This window comes from Myxococcales bacterium (assembly GCA_016712525.1).
Lineage (GTDB): Bacteria > Myxococcota_A > Polyangia > Polyangiales > Polyangiaceae > JAAFHV01.
In genome coordinates, this window is record JADJQX010000008.1 from 1,608,991 (window position 1) to 1,626,527 (window position 17,537).

Genomic DNA, 17,537 nt, shown 5'->3' on the forward strand with positions numbered 1-17,537 from the left:
CATCTTCTTCGGTCGCGCAGCTACCTTCCGAGTCGCTCGACCTTGAAGTCGTCGAAGAGCACGCGAGAGTCGGCTTTCGACCAAAGACCGAGGCGACCGCGAAGCGGCGCGTCGAGGCTCTTCTTCAAACGTACGATTCCATCCACGGACACCTCGACCGACGTGCCACGCGAGACGATCGACAGCTCGTGCCACACCTTGCTGGGCGTGGGGACGTCGCGAACCGTGTCGAGGATCGTGCGCCGGCCTCGCACGACCTTTGCCCACAGCAGGTTGTCCTCCAGCGCATTCGCCCGCGCGACGGAGTAGCTTCCGTCCGCCCCCACGCCGAGCGCGATCCCGGCCGCTTGATCGATCGTGCCGCCCAACGGGAAAAAGCGCACCGAGACGCGAACGTCGCCGTCGATCGGCAGGCCCTTCCAGAGGGCGAGCGGGAAGAAAGCGAAGGTCTTCACTCCGTCGAGGAATTCGGCGTACCGATCTCCATAGAGCCGCTTGGCCTGCTCCGAGAGTGTCGCCGACGGTACCCCGTCGCGCCAACGACTCCCGTCTACGAAGAACCCGCGCGCGCCGGCCTGCTCCCCGACCGCCCAATCTCCGACCACCGCCTCGAAGTCGGACGACGGGCCGCCCGCGCGGTCGGCATCGAACGTTGTCCCTTCCGAAGGCGGCCCGGCATCGCTCGCCCGGCTCGATGACTCCGGCCCTTCGATACGTGCAGCGGAAGCGCCCACGGGCACGACGGACGGAGCTGGAGGTGGCTGGAGCGGAGACGTGGAGCGCTCGCAGCCGCCACAGAACAGAGCTGACGCGAGGGTCAGTGATATTCCGAACACGATTTTCATCGACGGTGCCTCCTGCGCGTGATCCAAATCCCCGACAGAACGATGGCGCACGGCAATATCCCGTACGCGAGTAAGAGCGTGGCGGTGCGAGCTCGGCCCTCGACGACGAGCGGGTAGCCAGGGTAGAGCGGAGTCGAGTAGTCGGGTTGCGGCTGTCTGGCCGCATCGAACAGCAACGTGACGAGCTCCTTACGACTCGTGGAGCGCGTCTCGCGGGTGGTTCCGGCCACCGACACTCGAATCGTCCCGTACCTATCCTCCCGGCCAGCCGGGCCGGAAGCCGCGCGCTCGTCGAGTGGAAAGTGAACCTCCAGGTCCGGTCGAGCCAGGCGAAGCTTCGCGAGGACGTCGGCCTCCAGTTGACGCCTTCTCGAGTCGTCCAGATCCATCTCGATCTCGAGCGCGACGGGCCCGTCGAGAGCGCGGAGTCGCCTCACGACATCCGGAGGCAAAGATGACCGTCGCTCCTCGCTCCAATCGTACCCCCGGGAGTGGTCGGAGATGCGAGGCAAGGTCACCGCGCCGACGAAGAGGACGACGAGGGACACGCCGAAGCGCCGCCATGTCGGGAGGTCGAAGCGAGCCCCGGCGATACCGACGCCGACCGCGCAGGCTATGGCCCCGAGCAACCAGCCGGCATGCCCGAGTGGAAGCACTCCCCTCGAGAACGCGAGAACGTGGCGTTCAATCGACCAAGAGGCCGCTCCGCCGACCCACGCGAGAGCTGCGAAGCCGTCCGAGGCATCCAGCGCCCAAGCCGAAACGGAGCACGCGACGCTGGCACCTACGGCTTGCGTCTGGGTACGCGTCCAGGCCGCCGCGGCATTCGAAATGGCGACGACGAGCACCAAATGGAGCACTTCACCGAGAACCGCGACACCGACCTCGATCGGATCGACGTGTCCGCCGACGATCCGAAAGGCGCAGAGCATCACGAGCGGAGCGAGAAGAACCAGGCTCGCCGCAGCGAAGGAGGCGAACCACTTCCGCAGGACCACTCGTTCGATCGAGCCGACGGACAAGCACAATGCGCCGAACGTTCCGCGCTCCTTCTCGATCGACAAGGGCCTCGCGGCCACGAGCGGCACCAAGAGCGCGATGGCCAGATGGAGCCCGCCGAGCGTGGGCCGCACGACCCCGACCAGGGGATCGACCTCCTTCGCCTGGAGGTGCGAGGCGAGCGCTGTCCGGGAAACCTGGGAGTAGAGGTCGAGCGCGAGCAGGAAGCCATGTCCGACGAGCAGCGCGGCCAGTCCGACGACTAGCCAGGTCGAACGCGCACGAAGCGCGATTTCGAGCTCGCGTTTCAACGTGCTTCTCCGCTGGTCGACGAGAGAAGCGCCACGAACGCCTCCTCGAGGGAGCGGGTGCGCTGGTCATCGTCCCGAAGGAACGCGCCGAGGGCGCCCTCGCCGAGGGCTCGTCCGCCGGAAAGGAAGAGCACGCGCTGGGCTACTCGTTCAGCGACGGCGAGATCGTGCACGGTCGCGACGACCGCCGAGCCATGGGCCGCAACGAGACGAACCGCCTCCAGCACGGATCGCAGCGCCAGCGGATCGAATGGGGCAAAGGGCTCGTCGAGAACGACGACGGGCCGCTCCAAGGCGAGGACCGAGAACAGTGCGACACGCTGCCTCTCGCCTCGAGAGAGCGCGGAGCGTAAGTAAATCAAGGCACTTTTCAGGGGTGTCGGCTGGGCTCGCGGGGATGGCGTTTCGCGACCTTCCGGGGTCGCGGCGGCCGCGCCGAGGCGGTCTCGGCCCTGGCACGGAGGTTGCCGAACCCCACCAAGCGCCATGCCGGCGCAGCGCGGCCTTCGGGCGCCCCTTGCGCCCGTTCTACTCGGCTGCCTCGACGCTACCGGCACCTCGACGGAGGACTCGACTTGCCCAGTACGGAGGCCCTCGAGCGGGCGTGCGCTTCGGCACGTCGGTGGGCTCGCCAATGCCCCGCAGGTACCGAGCGACGCTGGTCGGATCGGTGACGAGCGCGAGCAGCTTCATCCTTCCGCTGCAGCACGGGCAGGTCAAAACGTCGAACCCAAAGGTCCGTTTAAGAAGCTCCGCCCACGGACGATAGCCGCCTCGGCGCGGTCTCTCGGGCACGTCCACCGTGGGTATTGAGTAACCGCCGGCTTCGGCGCCAGACGAGCCCGAACCTTACTCGCCGACGCGAGCACCCCCGCATACCGAACGGTGTGCAAGCGCGGCGCGGGTACCGACGCCGCGAGACGGCTGAGCAGCGAGAGTGGATCCATGTCCACCGCCACCGTGCCGTCCGAAAAAGGCTTCTTCAGCGTGATCCGGACGAGGCCGTCAGGCCCTCGGGTCACGCGTTCCTGCGCGACCGCGGGGCGCAACACGTACTTCAGCAGTGCCTCCCGGCCAGCTTCGTCGCGCCCACCGGCCCGCGTCGCCGCGTGGAGGGTGAAACCATCGAGCGCGACACACAGCGGGCGCTCGAACACCATGGGTCGGCACTCGAAGAGCAGCGCGCCTCGGCGCCACTCCGGACCGGCAGGCGGCGTAGTGCCCGAGACCGCCGACGCCGCGAGCACGGCCCTCCCGTCGCCCTCATCCTCGGAATCGCTGTCCTCGACGAGAAGGCCCCGACGACGAAGCCACTTCACCATCCGGTCGCGCGTGCGCTCCAGCACCGCCCCCACGTCCCGCGTCGACAGGTGCCGAGCGGCACGGAAGTCGAGCTCGTCGCCCTTGTCCCGATACGCGCCGTCGAGGAATACCGCGTGCACGTGCGGGTTCAGCTTCAGATCGGAAGACGTGCGCTGAACCGCGACCACCGCTCCGCTCTGTCCGCGTGGAGGTCCACCACCTCGTTCGCGGTAGAAGCCGAGCACGGTCTTCACGAAGATCCGCGTCAGCGCCGACATCAGCCGGCCGTCGTACCCAAGGCGCTTTCGCCACGCAAACGGCACCGTGAGCACCCACTGCCGCAGATCCACGGGTGGCAGCACGTCCTCGATGAGATGCGCCGCGGTGGCGCTCATCTTCCGACCAAGGCACGACGGGCAGAAGCCTCGTCCCTTGCAGCTGAATGCCACGAGCCGCGTCTCGTCGCAGCTCCCGCACGTGAGCCGTGCGAACCCATGGCATAGAAGGCCGCACTCCAGATATCCCTCGAGCTCCTTCTTCACGAACTTGGGCAACGCGATCGCGAGTGCCCCGTCCTCCACCGCGCCATACAGCGTGTTCAAGTTCTCCTGCACCACATGGTAGAGCGTGCTCCTCTCCGGTCTTCGACGCTCGTAGACCCGAGAAGCCACGTCGGCCGCTCAGCAAGCCCAAGGCCCACGCGTCCTCCCTTGGAATCTCGCGGGCTTGCGCTCGCCGCGCCCTGTCCCGGACGTCTTCTCGTGTGTCCCGGACACCTAACCATCAGGCGCGGTGGGAGCGTAAGCGAGTCAGGCCGCTCGTCCTGTGCCTCGATTATCCCGGGTTTCGCGTCGAGGCCACCACGATCACCGACGCGTGGCTGGTGGTGCTCGAGTCCGACAATGGCGTCGCGCGGGTGCGTTGGCGGAGGGCCATCACCGGTGAAGACCGCTACCTCGCGATCGGTCAGGGCCGCACCACACTCGACGTACTCGGCGACCGCGCGCTTCTCACCCAGGACACAGGCCTCCGTACGGATGGAAGGAGGGTGCTCTTTTCTTCGTAAGATCAACGGGTTGGGGGTTCTGCTCGGATTCTGCGTCCCGGGGGGAGCGGCGTGACGCTCGGGGGGCGAGCTCGTCGCCCTTCGGCGCGCTGCACGCGGGGGAGTGGCTCGACCTGGACCTGCTGCGCGAGCGCGCCACGGCGAAGCGGCTCGACGTCACGTTCGCGCCGAAGGTCCACGGAAGCCTACGGGACGCCCCTCGACGGACCAGGTATTTCGTCGAAATCATGGCCGTTTTCGTCGCCCTTCGTGCGCGGCGCGCCCACAGGTGGGAGAGCAGTGCCCGAGGTGAGGCGGTCACGCCGATCCATTTCGTCCAGTTCCTGGACCGCACGCGCTGGACTAACCTAGGGCCTCGAAAGTGAGGTTTCCGACGATGCGCGACCGCTTCCAAGCGATGATCGAACGACTTCGCCACGACCCGAGGGTGGTCTTGGACGAGGCCTACCTGGGCCCACCCGCGCCCCCCGAGACGCTCCTTCGCGCCGACTCGGCCTTCGGGGCGCCCTTGGCGCCGGCGATTCGGGACTTCTACGCCGAGACGAACGGCGTGTGCGTGCGCTGGAGCGTGGCAGGTGTCCCGGGGCCCGAGGCGGATCCCGACGCCTCCACCCCCGACTGGAACGAGCGCGGCCTCGCGAGCCAAGGTGGGGCGATCGTCCTCTGGCCGCTGGAGAAGGTCCTCGACACGGACTGGACCGAGATCCTGCACTTTTCCTGGATGAGCGACGCGGAGGAGGGGCCCACGCTCGACGGGGTACCTTCCAGGCTCGCCTCGCACGCGCGCTCGCTCCGCCCTTTCGATCTCTTCAGCGACGTGCAGAAGGCGGCGTGGGTCCTCTCTCCGGGCTCGGGAGATCCTCCGGTCGTGTTGCTCGAGGACTACTCGAACAGCGGCGACTCGCGGGTGCTCCGCTTCGGTGACTACCTCGAGCTCTTGCTCAAGTACCACGGGCAGTACCCGAGCCGAGCCGCGTTCCTCCTCGACTACCCGAGCCGAGGCACACGCGTCGACGCGCCGCGCTCCTACTGGGAGACGCTCGCGGAGATCGACCTCGCGGCGCGCGCGCTGACGAACGGTGAGGTCGCCGCGACCTTCACGGCACACATGGGCCCCAAGGCCCCGAGGAGGCCCTCGTGAGCGCGACGAGCCGGCACCGCATCACGCTCGCCGTCGCGGGCTTCCGCGCGCTCGCGGAGCGCCTTCGAGGCTCGCCGTGGCTCGTCGCAGCGACGTTCGGCCCACCCGCCGACGAAGCGCGTATCCGCGCAGCGGAGCGGGCCCGAGGCCTGCCGTTCCCCGACGACCTCCGGCACCTCCTCGCGATCTGCGACGGGTTCACGGTGCGAGCCTTCCCGTTCGCCGACTTCGAGGGCGACGACTACCTCGCCGACCTCGACATCTCCGGCGACCACGTCATCCAGCACGAGGTCGTCTCGACCGATCGCCTCGTCGCGATCGGGTCGGGGCTCGGTCCCCATCGCCCGGATCCCGATGCCGAGACGCGCGTCGTGATCGTCGACGTCCCCCAGCCGGAGCTCGTGCTCGGGGTGATCGGGGGTGCCGACGCGCCGACGGTCCACGAGGTGTCCCACGGCCTCCCCGAGGTCGCGCCCGACCTCGGGGCCTACCTCCTCCGCGCGCTGCGGAGGGCCGAAGCGGTCACGGCCCACCTCGCGCCCGAGCTCCGAGCCTCGGGGTCCGAGCCTTTGCGCGGCGAGGCGGTCGTCGCGTCGCCTCCCGCGGACGAGGTCACGTCCGAGGAGCCCGTCTTCGAAGACGCGGAGGTCCTCGCGTTTCCGCCGGGGACGGCGCGCGGAAGCCTGCCCGACGTCGACGACGAGACCTTCGCACTCGTCGTCCGGCGGGTCCCGAAGGAGCTCCACGTGGGCGAGCTCGATCGTCGACCACGCCTCACGAGCCTCGCGCTGCGTCTGGACGTCGGCATCGCGGTGGCCGACGCCCTCGACGACGTGGCGCGCCGGACGTTCGAGCGGATCACCCACCTCGAGATCGAGGCCGACACCATCGAGGAGCTCGACTTCTTGCGGGCGTTCCCCGGCCTCGAGAGCCTCTTGCTCCGTGCGCGCGGAGACGCGCCGCTCGCGGGCGATTTCACCGGATGCGCCGCAAAGCAGATCACCCTCGACGGGCCGTTCCCCGCCGAGCTCGTGTTGCCCGCCGGGCGGCGCGTGGCCCTCGAGCTGCGAGGGCGGGGCCCCTTCGCGCTGCCCCGCCTGGTCAACCCGCAGGACCTCTTCCGACTCGACCTCCCGCCGTGCCCGCTCCGCGACGGGGCGACGCTCGACCTCGCCCCTATGACGAGGCTGTCCGTCCTCGTCGCCACCGGAGTCCCGCTCGCCGCGCACCCGAGGCTCGAGTCGACGTCGCTCACGACCCTCTACGCCGAGGGCACGGGCCTGCGATCGTTCGACGCGTCTCGTCTGCCGGCGCTCGAGCGCGTCTTCCTCGGGGACAACCCGTTCACGGCCTTCGACTGGATCGCGTCGGTGCCCGAAGACTGCCAAGTCTCCCTGGATCTCCCCGCCAACGAACGGAAGAAGCTCGCGAAGCGCTTCCGCGGGGTACGGATCGAAGGTACGCCGTCCGCAGGGGGGTGACAGCCGGTCGAGCGTTCGGCACGAGCCCTTCGACGTCCGCGCCGGTCGCCGAGACACGAGCCGAGGAGCGCGCAGAGAACCCCACGGGCTGCTAGCGGGCTCGGCGCCCGTACGCCGCGGGGGTGGTCCCGTGGAACGCGCGGAACGCGCGATGGAAGTGGGGCTCGTCGTCGAACCCGACGAGCTCCGCGATCGCGGCGACCGAGAGGTCGGGCCTCGCCCACGTGAGCCGAGCCGCCTCGTTGAGGCGGAGCGCGCGGCGGTACGCGACGGGCGTAATACCGAACCGTTTCGCGAACTTGCGAGAGAAGCTCACCCCGGAGGAGAGGCCGGCCACCTCGGCCAAGTGCTTCACGTAGAGAGCGCTCGCGAAGGTCTTGTCGATCGTTCGTTTCGCCCGGACGAGCGGACACACCGGCGAGACCGTCACGTTGGCGGTCACGAAGCGGAGCACCTCGGCACGCGCCTCTTCGGGGCGAGCCTCGGAGGCCGCGAAGGCTCGGCAGAGCGCGACGAGCGCGGGGGTGGGAGCCGGAGCCCTTACGAACGCGACGTCCTCGTCCTCACCGACGAGCGCGACCTCGTCCGGGTAGACGATGAAGCCGACCTGGAGCCCGCTCTGCGGGTCCGGCGCGCGAAAGGCGAGATCGTACGACTCGGCGGGGCTGATGACGTGGAGGCTCCCGGGCTCGTAGAGGCGACGGCCCGCGCGGCTCCCCGACTGCTCCCACGCGCCACGGAGCTGCAGGCCGAGCTCGAGACCCGTCGCGAGCCCCGACTTGGTCTTGGGTGCGCGGTTCCGATACTCGTAGACCCAGGCGATGGCGCCCGGGCCGAGGGTGGTGCGGTCGTAGCGTGTCTCTTCTTGGCCCACGCGCTCTCGTACGGGGGGGTCGCGCGAGACCTCCCCGCGCCGGCCGTGGGACCTCCCCCTTTCGCGGCGGAGCCGCGAATTTGGGGGAGGTGTCGGGCGCGCAGCCCGGAGGGCGAGCACCCGACGGTGGGGGCATCCCTGCTTCGGTCCGGGTCAGCCCTCGGCGGGCTTCGGGGTCTTGGGGGTGCTCGCGGGGAGCGCGGGCTTGTCGACCTTGGGGGCCTCGCCGGTGAGGGCCTTGAGGAACGTGACGATCGAGGCGACGTCCGCGTCGTTCAGGTCTTTGCCGAGCTGGTAGGTGCCCATGAGCTTGACCACCTCGGGGAGCGTGGCGATCGAGCCGTCGTGGAGGTAGGGGCCGGTCTTCTCGACGTTGCGGAGGCTCGGCACCTTGAAGACGTGTTTGTCGGCCTCTTGTTTGGTCACGTCGAAGCGGCCGTTGTCTTTGACGTCGGGGTAGGGCTTGGCGAAGCCGAGCTTCTTGTACTCGGTGCCGCCGAAGGTGGGGCCGCCGTGGCAGGTGTTGCAGCCGACGGAGAGGAACTTCTGGAAGCCGGCTTTCTCTTCTTCGGTGAGGGCCTTCGTGTCGCCCTTGATGAACGCGTCGACCTTGGAGGGGCTCGTGAGGGTGCGCTCGAACGCGCCGATCGCCTTGGCGACGTTGGCGGTGGTGATCGCGTCCTTGTCGGTCGGGAAGGCCTTCTTGAAGGCTTCGGCGTACTCGGGCATCGAGGCGAGGACGGTGACGATGGTGCCCTCGTTCGCGAGCGCCATCTCGATGGGGTTCGTGATGGGCTTCAGCGCCTGCTCTTCGACGTCGGCGGCGCGGCCGTCCCAGAATTGGGCGATGTGGCCCGCGGCGTTGAACGAGGGCGGCGAGTTGCGGCCGCCGCGCTGGCCTTTGTGGCCGGGCGAGGTCTTCTCGCCGTCGGTGCCGTATTTGGCGAGATCGTGGCACGAGGCGCACGAGATCTTCTGGTTCTTCGAGAGGCGCGTCTCGAAGTAGAGCATCTTGCCGAGGGCGATCTTCTCGGGCGTGATCGGGTTCTTCGGGCTCTCGAAGCGCGAGGGGTACCCGGCGAACGCCGTGAGCAGCGCAGGATCGATCGTGATGCCCGCGGGGGCGGCCGAAGCGACGACGCCGGTGCTCTTCGGCGCGGGCGGCGGATCCGTGCGTTTGTTGCTGTCCTCGCACGCGGCGAGAACGAGAGCCATGCCCAATCCGAGAACCAGGTTCGATGCGCGCATAGAACGCTTCGTACCTGAATACGGGCCCCCGAGGCAATGCTCGGACAGCCGAGATCGACCGCTAAAAATGCGCGTTGCCCCCCACGGACGAGCCATGAGGGGCAACCGAGACGAGCTTTGGACCGAAGGGCCGAGCTCAGTACGCGCCGAGCGCGGGGCCCGTGCGGTTCTTCGCACGGATGACGCCGCCCTCACCGCCCTCGCCTTCGATGGCTTTGGCGAGGTTGTCGATGTTGATGTTGGCCCCGAGGTAGACGCGCATGTCTTGGTTGCGGTCGAAGAAGGGGTTCCCGTAGGTGCCGTCGGCGCGGAGGATGTTGCGGCTCATGAAGTAGCCGACCTCGGCCGTGAGCCAGTGCGTGGCCTCGTAGTCGAGCCAGAACGAGAAGTAGGTGGCGGTACGCACCGTGGACGGGTCGGACAGGCGACCGGCCGTGTAGGTGGCCGAGCCCGGGCCCTGGATGGTGTCCTTGTCGAACGTGTAGACGAACTGGTGCGACATGTTGAACCACGCCGCCGGGCTGAAGGGCCCGAACGAGGTGGCGATGATCGCCGACCAAGAGAGAATGTCAGACGCGTTCGCGACGCCGGTGAGTTGATCACCGCAACCGAACCCGCCGCCGCACTGGCGCTGGTAGGGGGCGTCGCCGCGGATGCCCGACGTGGTGTTCGTGTAGAACGGGTGCGAGTAGGCACCAAACGCGAGGATGTCGAGCTCGCCGTCCTTCGTGATGAAGTGCTCGAAGGCCTTGGCGAGCTGGAGCGTGAGGGCCGGCGTCACGATCATCGTGCGGGCGCGCGACTCGGGCGAGGTGGGCGCCGTGAGCCCGATGGCGATCTGCGGCTTGATGCCCGCGAAGGCCGGAATGCCACGGTAGAAGAGCTGGAGGCCCGTGTCGCCGAAGCGGATCTCGTTCCGGGTCTGCGTGCTGTCCGAGTTCGTCCACTCGTAGTTGATGGTAGTACGGCCGCGGAGCTGCCAGTCTTTGTTGATGGTGTAACGCGGGAGGATGAACGCCGCCGTCTCGAACGTCGGGTTTCGGTACTGGTTCTGGTCTTGGACGACCGTCGCCGTGTTCAGGCTGTTCATCAAGAAGACCTGCGTGCCGGCGAACGGGCGCGGCTTCGGCTTCTTCTCGGGCTCCTTCTTGGCCTCGGCGGGGGCGTCTTTCTTGGGGGCGCCGGTGCCGAGCGAGATGCCTCCCGAGGCCGAAGCAGGGGCCGCGTTGTCGGCCGGGGGCTGCTGCGCGTCGGGGGCGGTCGTGGGCGCGGCGCCCGAGGCGGCCGGAGGCGTCGTGGGGGAAGCGGGCTGCGTGTCCTGGGCGAACGCGTTGCTGGATGCGGCCGACAGGGCGACCACGAGACCCAACGCGCCAAACTTCGTTCCTCTCTTCATCGCTCCCACTTCCCTCTGCTGAACCCGCCGCACGAGACGACCGAAACCGTCGGTCTTCGCACGAGCCCGAAAGCCACTGCAAGCCTCGTGCTCACCCACCAGAACTTGCAACCAACCGAAACCACTAAGTATTTTGGAAGAGGCCCGGGCACGGTCAGTTCGTTAACGATCGACCCGTGCGCGAGAGGACCAGGCTTCTAGCGCCGGGCGCGGAGGGCCGCAAGGAAACATTCCGTCGGGAGACGGGGGCTCGGGGCCCCTGTGGTATCGGTCGTTTCGTGGGCCGCCGAGGGAGGTCGTGGGCATGTGCTGCGCTCGTGGCCGCGCTCGGGTGTTTCTCCCGGGTCGCGTCGGCCGGAGGCCCGCTCGGTCCCCAGGGGTCGGCCATCACGACGAGCGACTACACGGTGGACCTCTTCCAGGGGCCGCTCACGGCGTCGAACCGCGTGACGGGGCTCGCGGGGGCCGTCGCGCCGCTCGCCGAGGGCATCGACATGCACGCCTTCAACGCGGCAGCCCCGGCCGTGCGGGCGCTGCACTCGTCGAGCGTGACCGAATTCGACGTGAGCGCGGGCCTCACCTTCCCGGGTGCGCTGAAGGGGCTCGACTTCGACAACAACGGGAAGCGAGGCTTCACGTACGAAAACTTCTTCTTCCTGACGCTCGCCGGGCAGGTCCAAGAGGGGCCGTTCGGCTTCGGCGCCACGGTGGACCTCCAGCAGTACGACCTCGGAGGCACGACGGGCGCCGAGAACGTGGCGAGCGTGGCCTTTCGCATGATCCAAGCGAGGCTCATCGGCGCGTGGCACGTGACCGACGCGCTCACGATCGGCGGGGGCATTCGAGGGGTGCTCTTCAGCCTGAGGGACGCGGCCCTGTCGCGCATCGGGATCGAGAGCTTCACCGACCTGCGCGGGGTGCTCGGCATGGCGGGCGTGGGGCCGGAGGTGGGGGCGATGTACGCGCCGCTCGGGCTGCCGCTCCGCCTCGGGGTCTCGGCGCGCGCTCCGGTCACGGGGCGCATCATCCCGGGCGAAACGGCGGCGATCGACGCGAGCGGTGACCGGAAGCTCGGGCTCCTCTACCTGCCGAACCGCGTCGACATGCCGTGGCAGCTCGAGTGGGGCGTGGCGTTCCAGCTCGGGCCGCGCCCGTTGAACGCGCGGTGGCTCGACTCGACACGCGAGCCACGGGAGAACATCGAGGCGCAGCGGCGGTCGCCGGACGAGGCGCGCTCGACGCTCGTGAACCGGCTCGCGCGGCAGAGGAACGCGCGTTTGGCCCGCGAGAAGCTGCTCGTGTCGGTGTCGTTCACGGTGACGGGCCCGGCCGATCGTGCGGTGGGGCTCGAGTCGTTCTTGGCGGGTGTCGTCGAGCGCTCGGGGGAGAAGGTGTCGTTCACGCCGCGCGTCGGCGTGGAGGCCGAGCCCTTCCCCATGCGGCTCCAGTTTCGCGCGGGGGCGTACCTCGAGCCCACGCGGTTCCGGACGGGCGCGCCGCGTATGCACGGGACGCTCGGCATGGACCTCCGGACGATCACGTGGGACGTCTTCGGCATCTTCGACGAGCCGATGCCGTTCAAGGTGGGTGGCTCGCTCGACATCGCGAGGGAGTACTTCGGTTGGGGCGTGACCGCCGGGATCTGGCGCTGAAGGGCGGGCGGCGGGAGGGGCTCAGGGGAGCTTCGGGACCTCGAGCTTCGTGAGGGAGCGCGGCTCGCGCGTGAGGAGCGTGAGGCCCCCGTGCTCGAGCACCGCCCCGTCGAAGCCAGGGAACGTGAGCGCCCGAAGGACGGGGCTGGAGAACGGGATGGCCTCGGAGGAGCCTTCCTCGAGGTCGAGCACGTCGACGAACCCCTGAGAGGCGCCGAACACATGGCGGCCGTCGCCCCCCACGCCGAGCGCGCGCGTGGGGCGTGCGAGGGGGAGACGTTTCACCGTGCGCGCGGGGACATCGACGGCGCTCGCCTCGCGAATCCCAAGGAAAACCGAGGACTTGCCCCCTTCGTTGCCCACGTGATCGAACACGTCGTCGGAGAGGGGGGCGAAGGACTGAGCGAGCGTGCGTGGGTCGGTGAAGGCGACGTGGAAGCGAACGGGGCTCGCGAGGACCTCGGCGGGGAGCGGGGCGGCGTCGGGGCTCGCGCCGTAGCGATCGGCCAGCGCGACGATGCTGCCTCCGATCGCGCGGGGCAACACGCCGCCCTGAAGCAGGCTCTCGACACGGCACGACGCGGGCTCGACGACGGTGAGGTGCGCCGTGAGACCGGGAGACGCGACGCCGACGAAGGCTCGCCCATTCGCGACGGCGACGGAGGTAGCTACGAGCTCCGAGGGAGGTGTCGGACCGCGACGCGCGAGGGCGCACTCGACCGAGCCGTCGGTCCCGTCGAGGACGAGGATCCGCGTCGCGGTGACCACGACGAGCCTTCCCGAAGGTGGCACCTCGACGACGGCCTGGATGCGCTCCGCGGGCGACGCGAAGCGCCCGGCCCACGCGCCTGTCGCGCCGTCGACGAGGGCCACCTCGAAGGACGTCTTCACGACCACGCGCGACGCCGTGCGAAAGACCTCGGGCGGGCGACCGTCGGAGCGCGTGCTCACGTCGCGGCGAAACACGACCCGCGAGGCCGCGAGGTCGTAGGCGACCAGGGTGGAGATCTCCGTGCCGCCGACGATGACCGACAGGGCGTCGAGACCGAGGCCCGAGCCGGCCGGCCAGAACGTGGCGGCGTGAGGCTCGGGGATCGCGTCGATCGCCTTGATTTCACGGGTCGCGAGCTCGACGAGGGCGAGCGTATGGAGCGCGGCGGAGGCCTCGGGGGAGGTGGCGAAACGCCCGGTCGCGTCGGACGAGGACGAGGCGAGCACCGTGGTCGAGGGCCCCGGTGGGCGTTCGGGGGTCGTGACCTTCTTGGGCTCTTCCTCCTTCACGGCGGGGCACGCCGTGAGCAGCGCTGCCAAGAGAGGAACGAGGAGCGCCCTCACGAGCCGTCTCCCGCGTCGGCGTCGATGGATGCGTCGAGGCCCGCGTCGGACGGGGGCTCGGCGTCCAGGCCCGCATCGGGCGGGACCTCGGCGTCGGGCGCGACCCCGGCCTCGGGTCGATCGCGGTCGCACGTGAAGGGGACGAGGGTCGCGCCGACCGCACGGTACACGCGTCCGTCGGTCGGATACCGGACCACACCGATACCTCCGGAGAGCCCCCCCGAGCCTCCCGAGGCGCCCGCCCCTCCTGAGCCATCGGTCCACCCCGAGCCGGGGACACGCTGTGCGCCCGGTGATCGTGCATAGAGGAGCACCGCAGGGAGATCGTCGTCGGCCGAGACGAGGGCGACGTGAACGCCATCGGGGGACGCGGTCGTGCCGAGCGGGGCGGCCTCGCCCGGCGCGAGCGTGACGAGGAACGGGTCGTTGAATGCGGCGAGCGAGAGATCGCAGGGGAGGCTCGCCGGCGAGACGGCGCCCGAGGGCAGCGGCGCGCGCAGGGTGCGAACACGAACGGTGACCGGGGTGGTGCCGGGGTTGAAGACGAACGTGGGCGAATCGAAGCCTTGGACGCATCCGCTCTCGGCGGCCGCGTCGTCGGCGCAGACCACGTTCGGGGCGCTGGTCGCGAGGCAGAAGGGCACGGCCGTGACGAGAGCGAGCGCCTCGGCCACACGGCGGGACGAAGGTTCTCGCCCCTCGGGCTCGTGCATGGCCCGGCCGAAGACCACGTACCCGACCGGGAGGACGAGGAGCGCGACGAGGTCGGTCGGGTCGACCATGTTCGTGGCGTGGGCGAAGGCGAGGAGACGCTCGTACAGGGCCGAAGCCCACGGGCTCGTCTTGATGGCGGCGAACACCACGCCCAAGACGAGCGACACACGCGCGAGGCCGCCACGCGAGCGCGCGCGCACGAGCACCGCGAGCACCACCTGCGCGACGAGGAGACCGGCGAAATCACTCGCCTTGCCGGTGACGAGCTCGGGGAGGAGCCCCGCGCCCTTGGCCACGTGGTCGTTGACGACCAAGACGACCAGGGCCGAGAGCCACAGCGGATGAAGGAGGGCGCGCGAGGGGCGGAGCATGGGGCCGTGCGGAGGTAGCAACTCTGGGGCCAGCCGAAAAACCTCGCGGGCGCGACAGTGGCGCCCCGAGGGAGGTGCGACAAGCGAGACACGTTGGAGCGCCGCTCGCCCGGCCGGGGCGCGACGCGAGGCCCCTCGCCGCGAGGACCGTACCGCCCCGTACCGGGGCGCTGTACCGGTACACCCCGGGGGGACCAAACGACGCGACATTTGTGAATGATTTCAAGGCAATGAGCTCTGGCACGAGGCGCGCAATGGGGGTCTCCCATGAAGACGCTGCACACCGCTCTCCTCGCTCTCTCGTTCACCACTCTCTCCGCCGTCGTCGGGTGCTCGGCCCCGACCGACGCGACCTCCTCGGACGTGGGCCCGGCCCCCGTCGTGACGAAGACCAAGCGCCACACCGTCGTCGTCGGCGAGGATCACGAGATCGTTGCCCGCCGCGAGTCGCTCCGCGTGAAGAAGGCGTTCGGCGTGAAGGCGCTCGGGTCGGAGACGCCCGCGGGCCCGGCCACGTTCGTCCGCTCGAGCGGCACGGTGGTCGCGAACCCGCGCGTCGACGGCGCGCTCACGATCGCCTTGGCTCGCGGCGTCGGCGGCGCTCCTGCGGCGGTGGCGGCGGGCGGTGTGGTCTCGTCGGATCCGAGCGTCGCGACGGCGACGGTCTCGGGCGCGGAGCTCTCGGTCTCGCTCACGGGAAAGCTCGGGAACACGTACCTCACGACGTTCGATGCGGCGGGCAACGCGACGGCGAAGGTCATGATCCTCTCGGCCGTCGCTCAGCCTGGCACGGCCATCGTCGACGACGAGGCGCTCGAGCCCGAGGCGCTCCAGGTCGGCGACTACGGTGTCCCCGAGCAGCTCGCGACCGACTTCGGCGCCCGCACGAACGACCAGGCGCTCGCCGCCCTCTACGCCGCCACGCCGGGATCGAACCAGCGCGTCGGCGCGATGACCTTCGCCTCGCAGGACGCGTACCGGGCCTTTGCGAAGGCCGCCATCGACGCGGTCGGCATGGGCCCGAGCGGCGTGCGCGCCATCTACTTCCCCAAGAAAGACCTGCTCGTCACGACGGTGCACGGCGACATGACCGGCACGGGCACGCCCGGTGGCTCGTACGAGGTCTCGATCGGCGCGGCGGTGTCGCAGGCGGACTTCGCGAGCTACGTCGACTTCGGTGGCGTGCTCACCTCGAGCCCGCTCCACGACGCGAACGCGGTCGAGACGGGCGCGCTGTCGTTCACGTCGGGGGGCGCGAGCCTCGGCGCGACCGCCCCCGTCACGTTGGGTGTCGTGCTCGCCGACGGGCGCCGCGTGATGGCCTCGGAGGCGGCGTTCGGCGAGGCCCAAAAGAAGGCCGTGCGGCACATCGTCGCCTATCCGCAGCCCGGCGAGCCCCTCGGCGAGGCGCTCACCTGCGAGACGTCGAAGTCGGCCGGCGCGATCGACTGGAGCGCGCTCTACTCGACGGCCGAGACCAAGCTCGTGGCCGACGCGAAGTGGAACGGCGGCAAGCCCAGCATCGCGCTCGACCTCACCCCGCAGGTGCGCGTGGGTGGCCAGATCGGGTTCGCCGGGAGCTTCGAAGGGACGTGCGAGAAGACGATGTTCGAGGTCCCCGTCGCCGAGTGGGGCATCCCGCTCTTCGGCAACGTGGCGGTGAACGCGCCGGTGAAGGTCGAATTCAAGGTGAAGGCCGACGGCTCGGTGACCGTGATGACGCCGCGGGTGGAGCTCGGGAGCGCCGCCGACACCTCGAAGCCTGGAAAAATCGGCTTCTCGTACGCGGTGGGGGGAAAGTTCACGGTCGACCGGGACCTCGCGATGAAGACCTCGTACACGTCGCTCGGGGCGGTCGAGGGCTCGGCGCAGGGCAACGCGCATGTCGAGGTGGAGGCAGGCATCGCCGCGGCGTTGGGGCTCGAGGCGCAGGTGAAGGCCTGGATTTTCAAGGCGAGCGTGCGGGCGGACCTGGGCGACGTGACCTTCGGCGTGAAGGACGAGGCCGACCTCACCGTGTACCCCGCGAGCATGACGTACGACGCGTCGAACACGTTCGAGCTGGGCCTCTTCCCTCGCCTCGCGCCGACGCTGCACGTGGACACCTCGTTCTTCCACAAGTCGTTCAACCTGTTCTCGGTCGACCTGGGAGACATCTCCTTCTACGACGAGCGCTCGACGCCGAAGGGCCAGAAGCTCTTTTCCAAGGAGACCGTGACCCAGACGAAGACGCAGGACGGCACGCCCGTCGCCTACGTGCAGGCGAGCGACCACATCGAGATCCGAGACATGGGAGACATCGCGAGCGTCGAGTCGGTCGTGACGAGCATCATGGGCGGTGAGTACCGGCGGTTCGTCGACCCGCAGATCACGGCGGGCATCTCGGGGGCGCGGATCAACATGACCGGCATCGACACGAACAAGCTGGCGCGAGCCTACCAGGCCAATGGCCAAGGGACCTTGCTCGGGGAGTCGGACCTGGACGTCCACATGACGAACGGGAAGACCGTGCGGGTGTTCCTGGGCACGGGGATGTGAGCGAGGGGCGGGAGGGAGGGGAGCGTCGAGGGCGTCGCGGGAGCACCGCGGCGCCCTCCGCCGTTTCGAAGGGCCGTCCGGCCTTCGGGTGGTCTCGCGGGAGAGCCGACCGACGTTCGCGCTAAGTCCTTGATATCGCTCGGACGGGCCGGGAAGTCCCTGACGGGGAAGAGCCGACCGACGTTCGCGCTAAGTCCTTGATATCGCTCGGGCGGGCCGGGAAGAGTCGACCGACGTTCGCGCTAAGTCTCTGAAATCGCTCGA

The 17,537-nt window shown here is 69.4% G+C and carries 14 protein-coding genes; 5 read left to right on the forward strand and 9 right to left on the reverse strand.

Annotated elements, in window-relative coordinates:
• Positions 1-20: 20 nt before the first annotated feature.
• Both IPK71_36430 and IPK71_36435 read right to left on the reverse strand, forming a co-directional pair.
• Entirely contained in the window at positions 21-455 is a 435-nt protein-coding gene (locus IPK71_36430; GenBank protein MBK8219245.1) for a hypothetical protein, read from the reverse strand.
• Positions 456-841: 386 nt separating this feature from the next.
• The gene (locus tag IPK71_36435) at positions 842-1,696 is read right to left on the reverse strand and encodes a hypothetical protein (GenBank protein MBK8219246.1); all 855 of its coding nucleotides are present in this window, start codon (positions 1,694-1,696) and stop codon (positions 842-844) included.
• Between IPK71_36435 and IPK71_36440 the strand changes: the two genes are divergently transcribed.
• A complete protein-coding gene (locus IPK71_36440; protein MBK8219247.1) occupies positions 1,697-2,110 on the forward strand; it encodes a hypothetical protein in 414 nt (137 codons plus the stop codon).
• A 41-nt stretch (positions 2,111-2,151) separates the two neighbouring features.
• On the opposite strand, the gene IPK71_36445 is transcribed toward IPK71_36440, so the two are convergent.
• Both IPK71_36445 and IPK71_36450 read right to left on the reverse strand, forming a co-directional pair.
• Positions 2,152-2,448: a hypothetical protein gene (locus IPK71_36445; protein ID MBK8219248.1), complete on the reverse strand. Its 297-nt coding sequence runs from the start codon at positions 2,446-2,448 to the stop codon at positions 2,152-2,154.
• A gap of 423 nt (positions 2,449-2,871) precedes the next feature.
• A complete protein-coding gene (locus IPK71_36450) occupies positions 2,872-4,128 on the reverse strand; it encodes a transposase (GenBank protein ID MBK8219249.1) in 1,257 nt (418 codons plus the stop codon).
• 771 nt (positions 4,129-4,899) lie between these two features.
• Here IPK71_36450 and IPK71_36455 point away from each other — a divergent pair.
• The gene (locus IPK71_36455; protein ID MBK8219250.1) at positions 4,900-5,664 is read left to right on the forward strand and encodes a hypothetical protein; all 765 of its coding nucleotides are present in this window, start codon (positions 4,900-4,902) and stop codon (positions 5,662-5,664) included.
• Entirely contained in the window at positions 5,661-7,145 is a 1,485-nt protein-coding gene (locus tag IPK71_36460) for a hypothetical protein (protein ID MBK8219251.1), read from the forward strand. Before IPK71_36455 ends, IPK71_36460 begins: the two co-directional genes overlap by 4 nt.
• A 91-nt stretch (positions 7,146-7,236) precedes the next feature.
• Here IPK71_36460 and IPK71_36465 read toward each other — a convergent pair whose 3' ends face one another.
• The 3 genes from IPK71_36465 to IPK71_36475 all read right to left on the reverse strand — a co-directional run bounded on the left by IPK71_36465 (position 7,237) and on the right by IPK71_36475 (position 10,663).
• Entirely contained in the window at positions 7,237-8,019 is a 783-nt protein-coding gene (locus IPK71_36465) for an AraC family transcriptional regulator (protein MBK8219252.1), read from the reverse strand.
• 153 nt (positions 8,020-8,172) lie between these two features.
• Positions 8,173-9,234 (reverse strand): cytochrome-c peroxidase, encoded by a 1,062-nt coding sequence (locus IPK71_36470; GenBank protein ID MBK8219253.1) that lies wholly within the window; start codon positions 9,232-9,234, stop codon positions 8,173-8,175.
• 169 nt (positions 9,235-9,403) lie between these two features.
• On the reverse strand, positions 9,404-10,663 hold the full coding sequence (locus IPK71_36475; GenBank protein MBK8219254.1) for a hypothetical protein: 1,260 nt from the start codon (positions 10,661-10,663) through the stop codon (positions 9,404-9,406).
• A 278-nt stretch (positions 10,664-10,941) separates the two neighbouring features.
• Between IPK71_36475 and IPK71_36480 the strand changes: the two genes are divergently transcribed.
• A complete protein-coding gene (locus tag IPK71_36480) occupies positions 10,942-12,315 on the forward strand; it encodes a hypothetical protein (GenBank protein ID MBK8219255.1) in 1,374 nt (457 codons plus the stop codon).
• 21 nt (positions 12,316-12,336) lie between these two features.
• Here the strand turns inward: IPK71_36480 and IPK71_36485 are convergent, their stop codons facing one another.
• Together IPK71_36485 and IPK71_36490 are read right to left on the reverse strand one after the other, a co-directional pair.
• Complete coding sequence (locus IPK71_36485) at positions 12,337-13,650, reverse strand: hypothetical protein (protein MBK8219256.1); 1,314 nt, start codon at positions 13,648-13,650, stop codon at positions 12,337-12,339.
• Complete coding sequence (locus IPK71_36490; GenBank protein MBK8219257.1) at positions 13,647-14,735, reverse strand: hypothetical protein; 1,089 nt, start codon at positions 14,733-14,735, stop codon at positions 13,647-13,649. Before IPK71_36490 ends, IPK71_36485 begins: the two co-directional genes overlap by 4 nt.
• 267 nt (positions 14,736-15,002) lie before the next feature.
• Here IPK71_36490 and IPK71_36495 point away from each other — a divergent pair, with 267 nt between their 5' ends.
• Positions 15,003-17,273, forward strand: a complete 2,271-nt coding sequence (locus IPK71_36495) for a hypothetical protein (GenBank protein MBK8219258.1) — start codon at positions 15,003-15,005, stop codon at positions 17,271-17,273.
• Positions 17,274-17,537 lie beyond the last annotated feature (264 nt).

Excerpts from the sequence above, each read along its gene's own strand:
- IPK71_36470 (MBK8219253.1), bottom strand. The coding sequence starts at position 9,234 with ATGGCTCTCGTTCTCGCCGCGTGCGAGGACAGCAACAAACGCACGGAT.
- IPK71_36490 (MBK8219257.1), bottom strand. The coding sequence starts at position 14,735 with ATGCTCCGCCCCTCGCGCGCCCTCCTTCATCCGCTGTGGCTCTCGGCC.
- IPK71_36495 (MBK8219258.1), top strand. The coding sequence starts at position 15,003 with ATGAAGACGCTGCACACCGCTCTCCTCGCTCTCTCGTTCACCACTCTC.
- IPK71_36455 (MBK8219250.1), top strand. The coding sequence starts at position 4,900 with ATGCGCGACCGCTTCCAAGCGATGATCGAACGACTTCGCCACGACCCG.
- IPK71_36440 (MBK8219247.1), top strand. The coding sequence starts at position 1,697 with ATGGAGCACTTCACCGAGAACCGCGACACCGACCTCGATCGGATCGAC.
- IPK71_36475 (MBK8219254.1), bottom strand. The coding sequence starts at position 10,663 with ATGAAGAGAGGAACGAAGTTTGGCGCGTTGGGTCTCGTGGTCGCCCTG.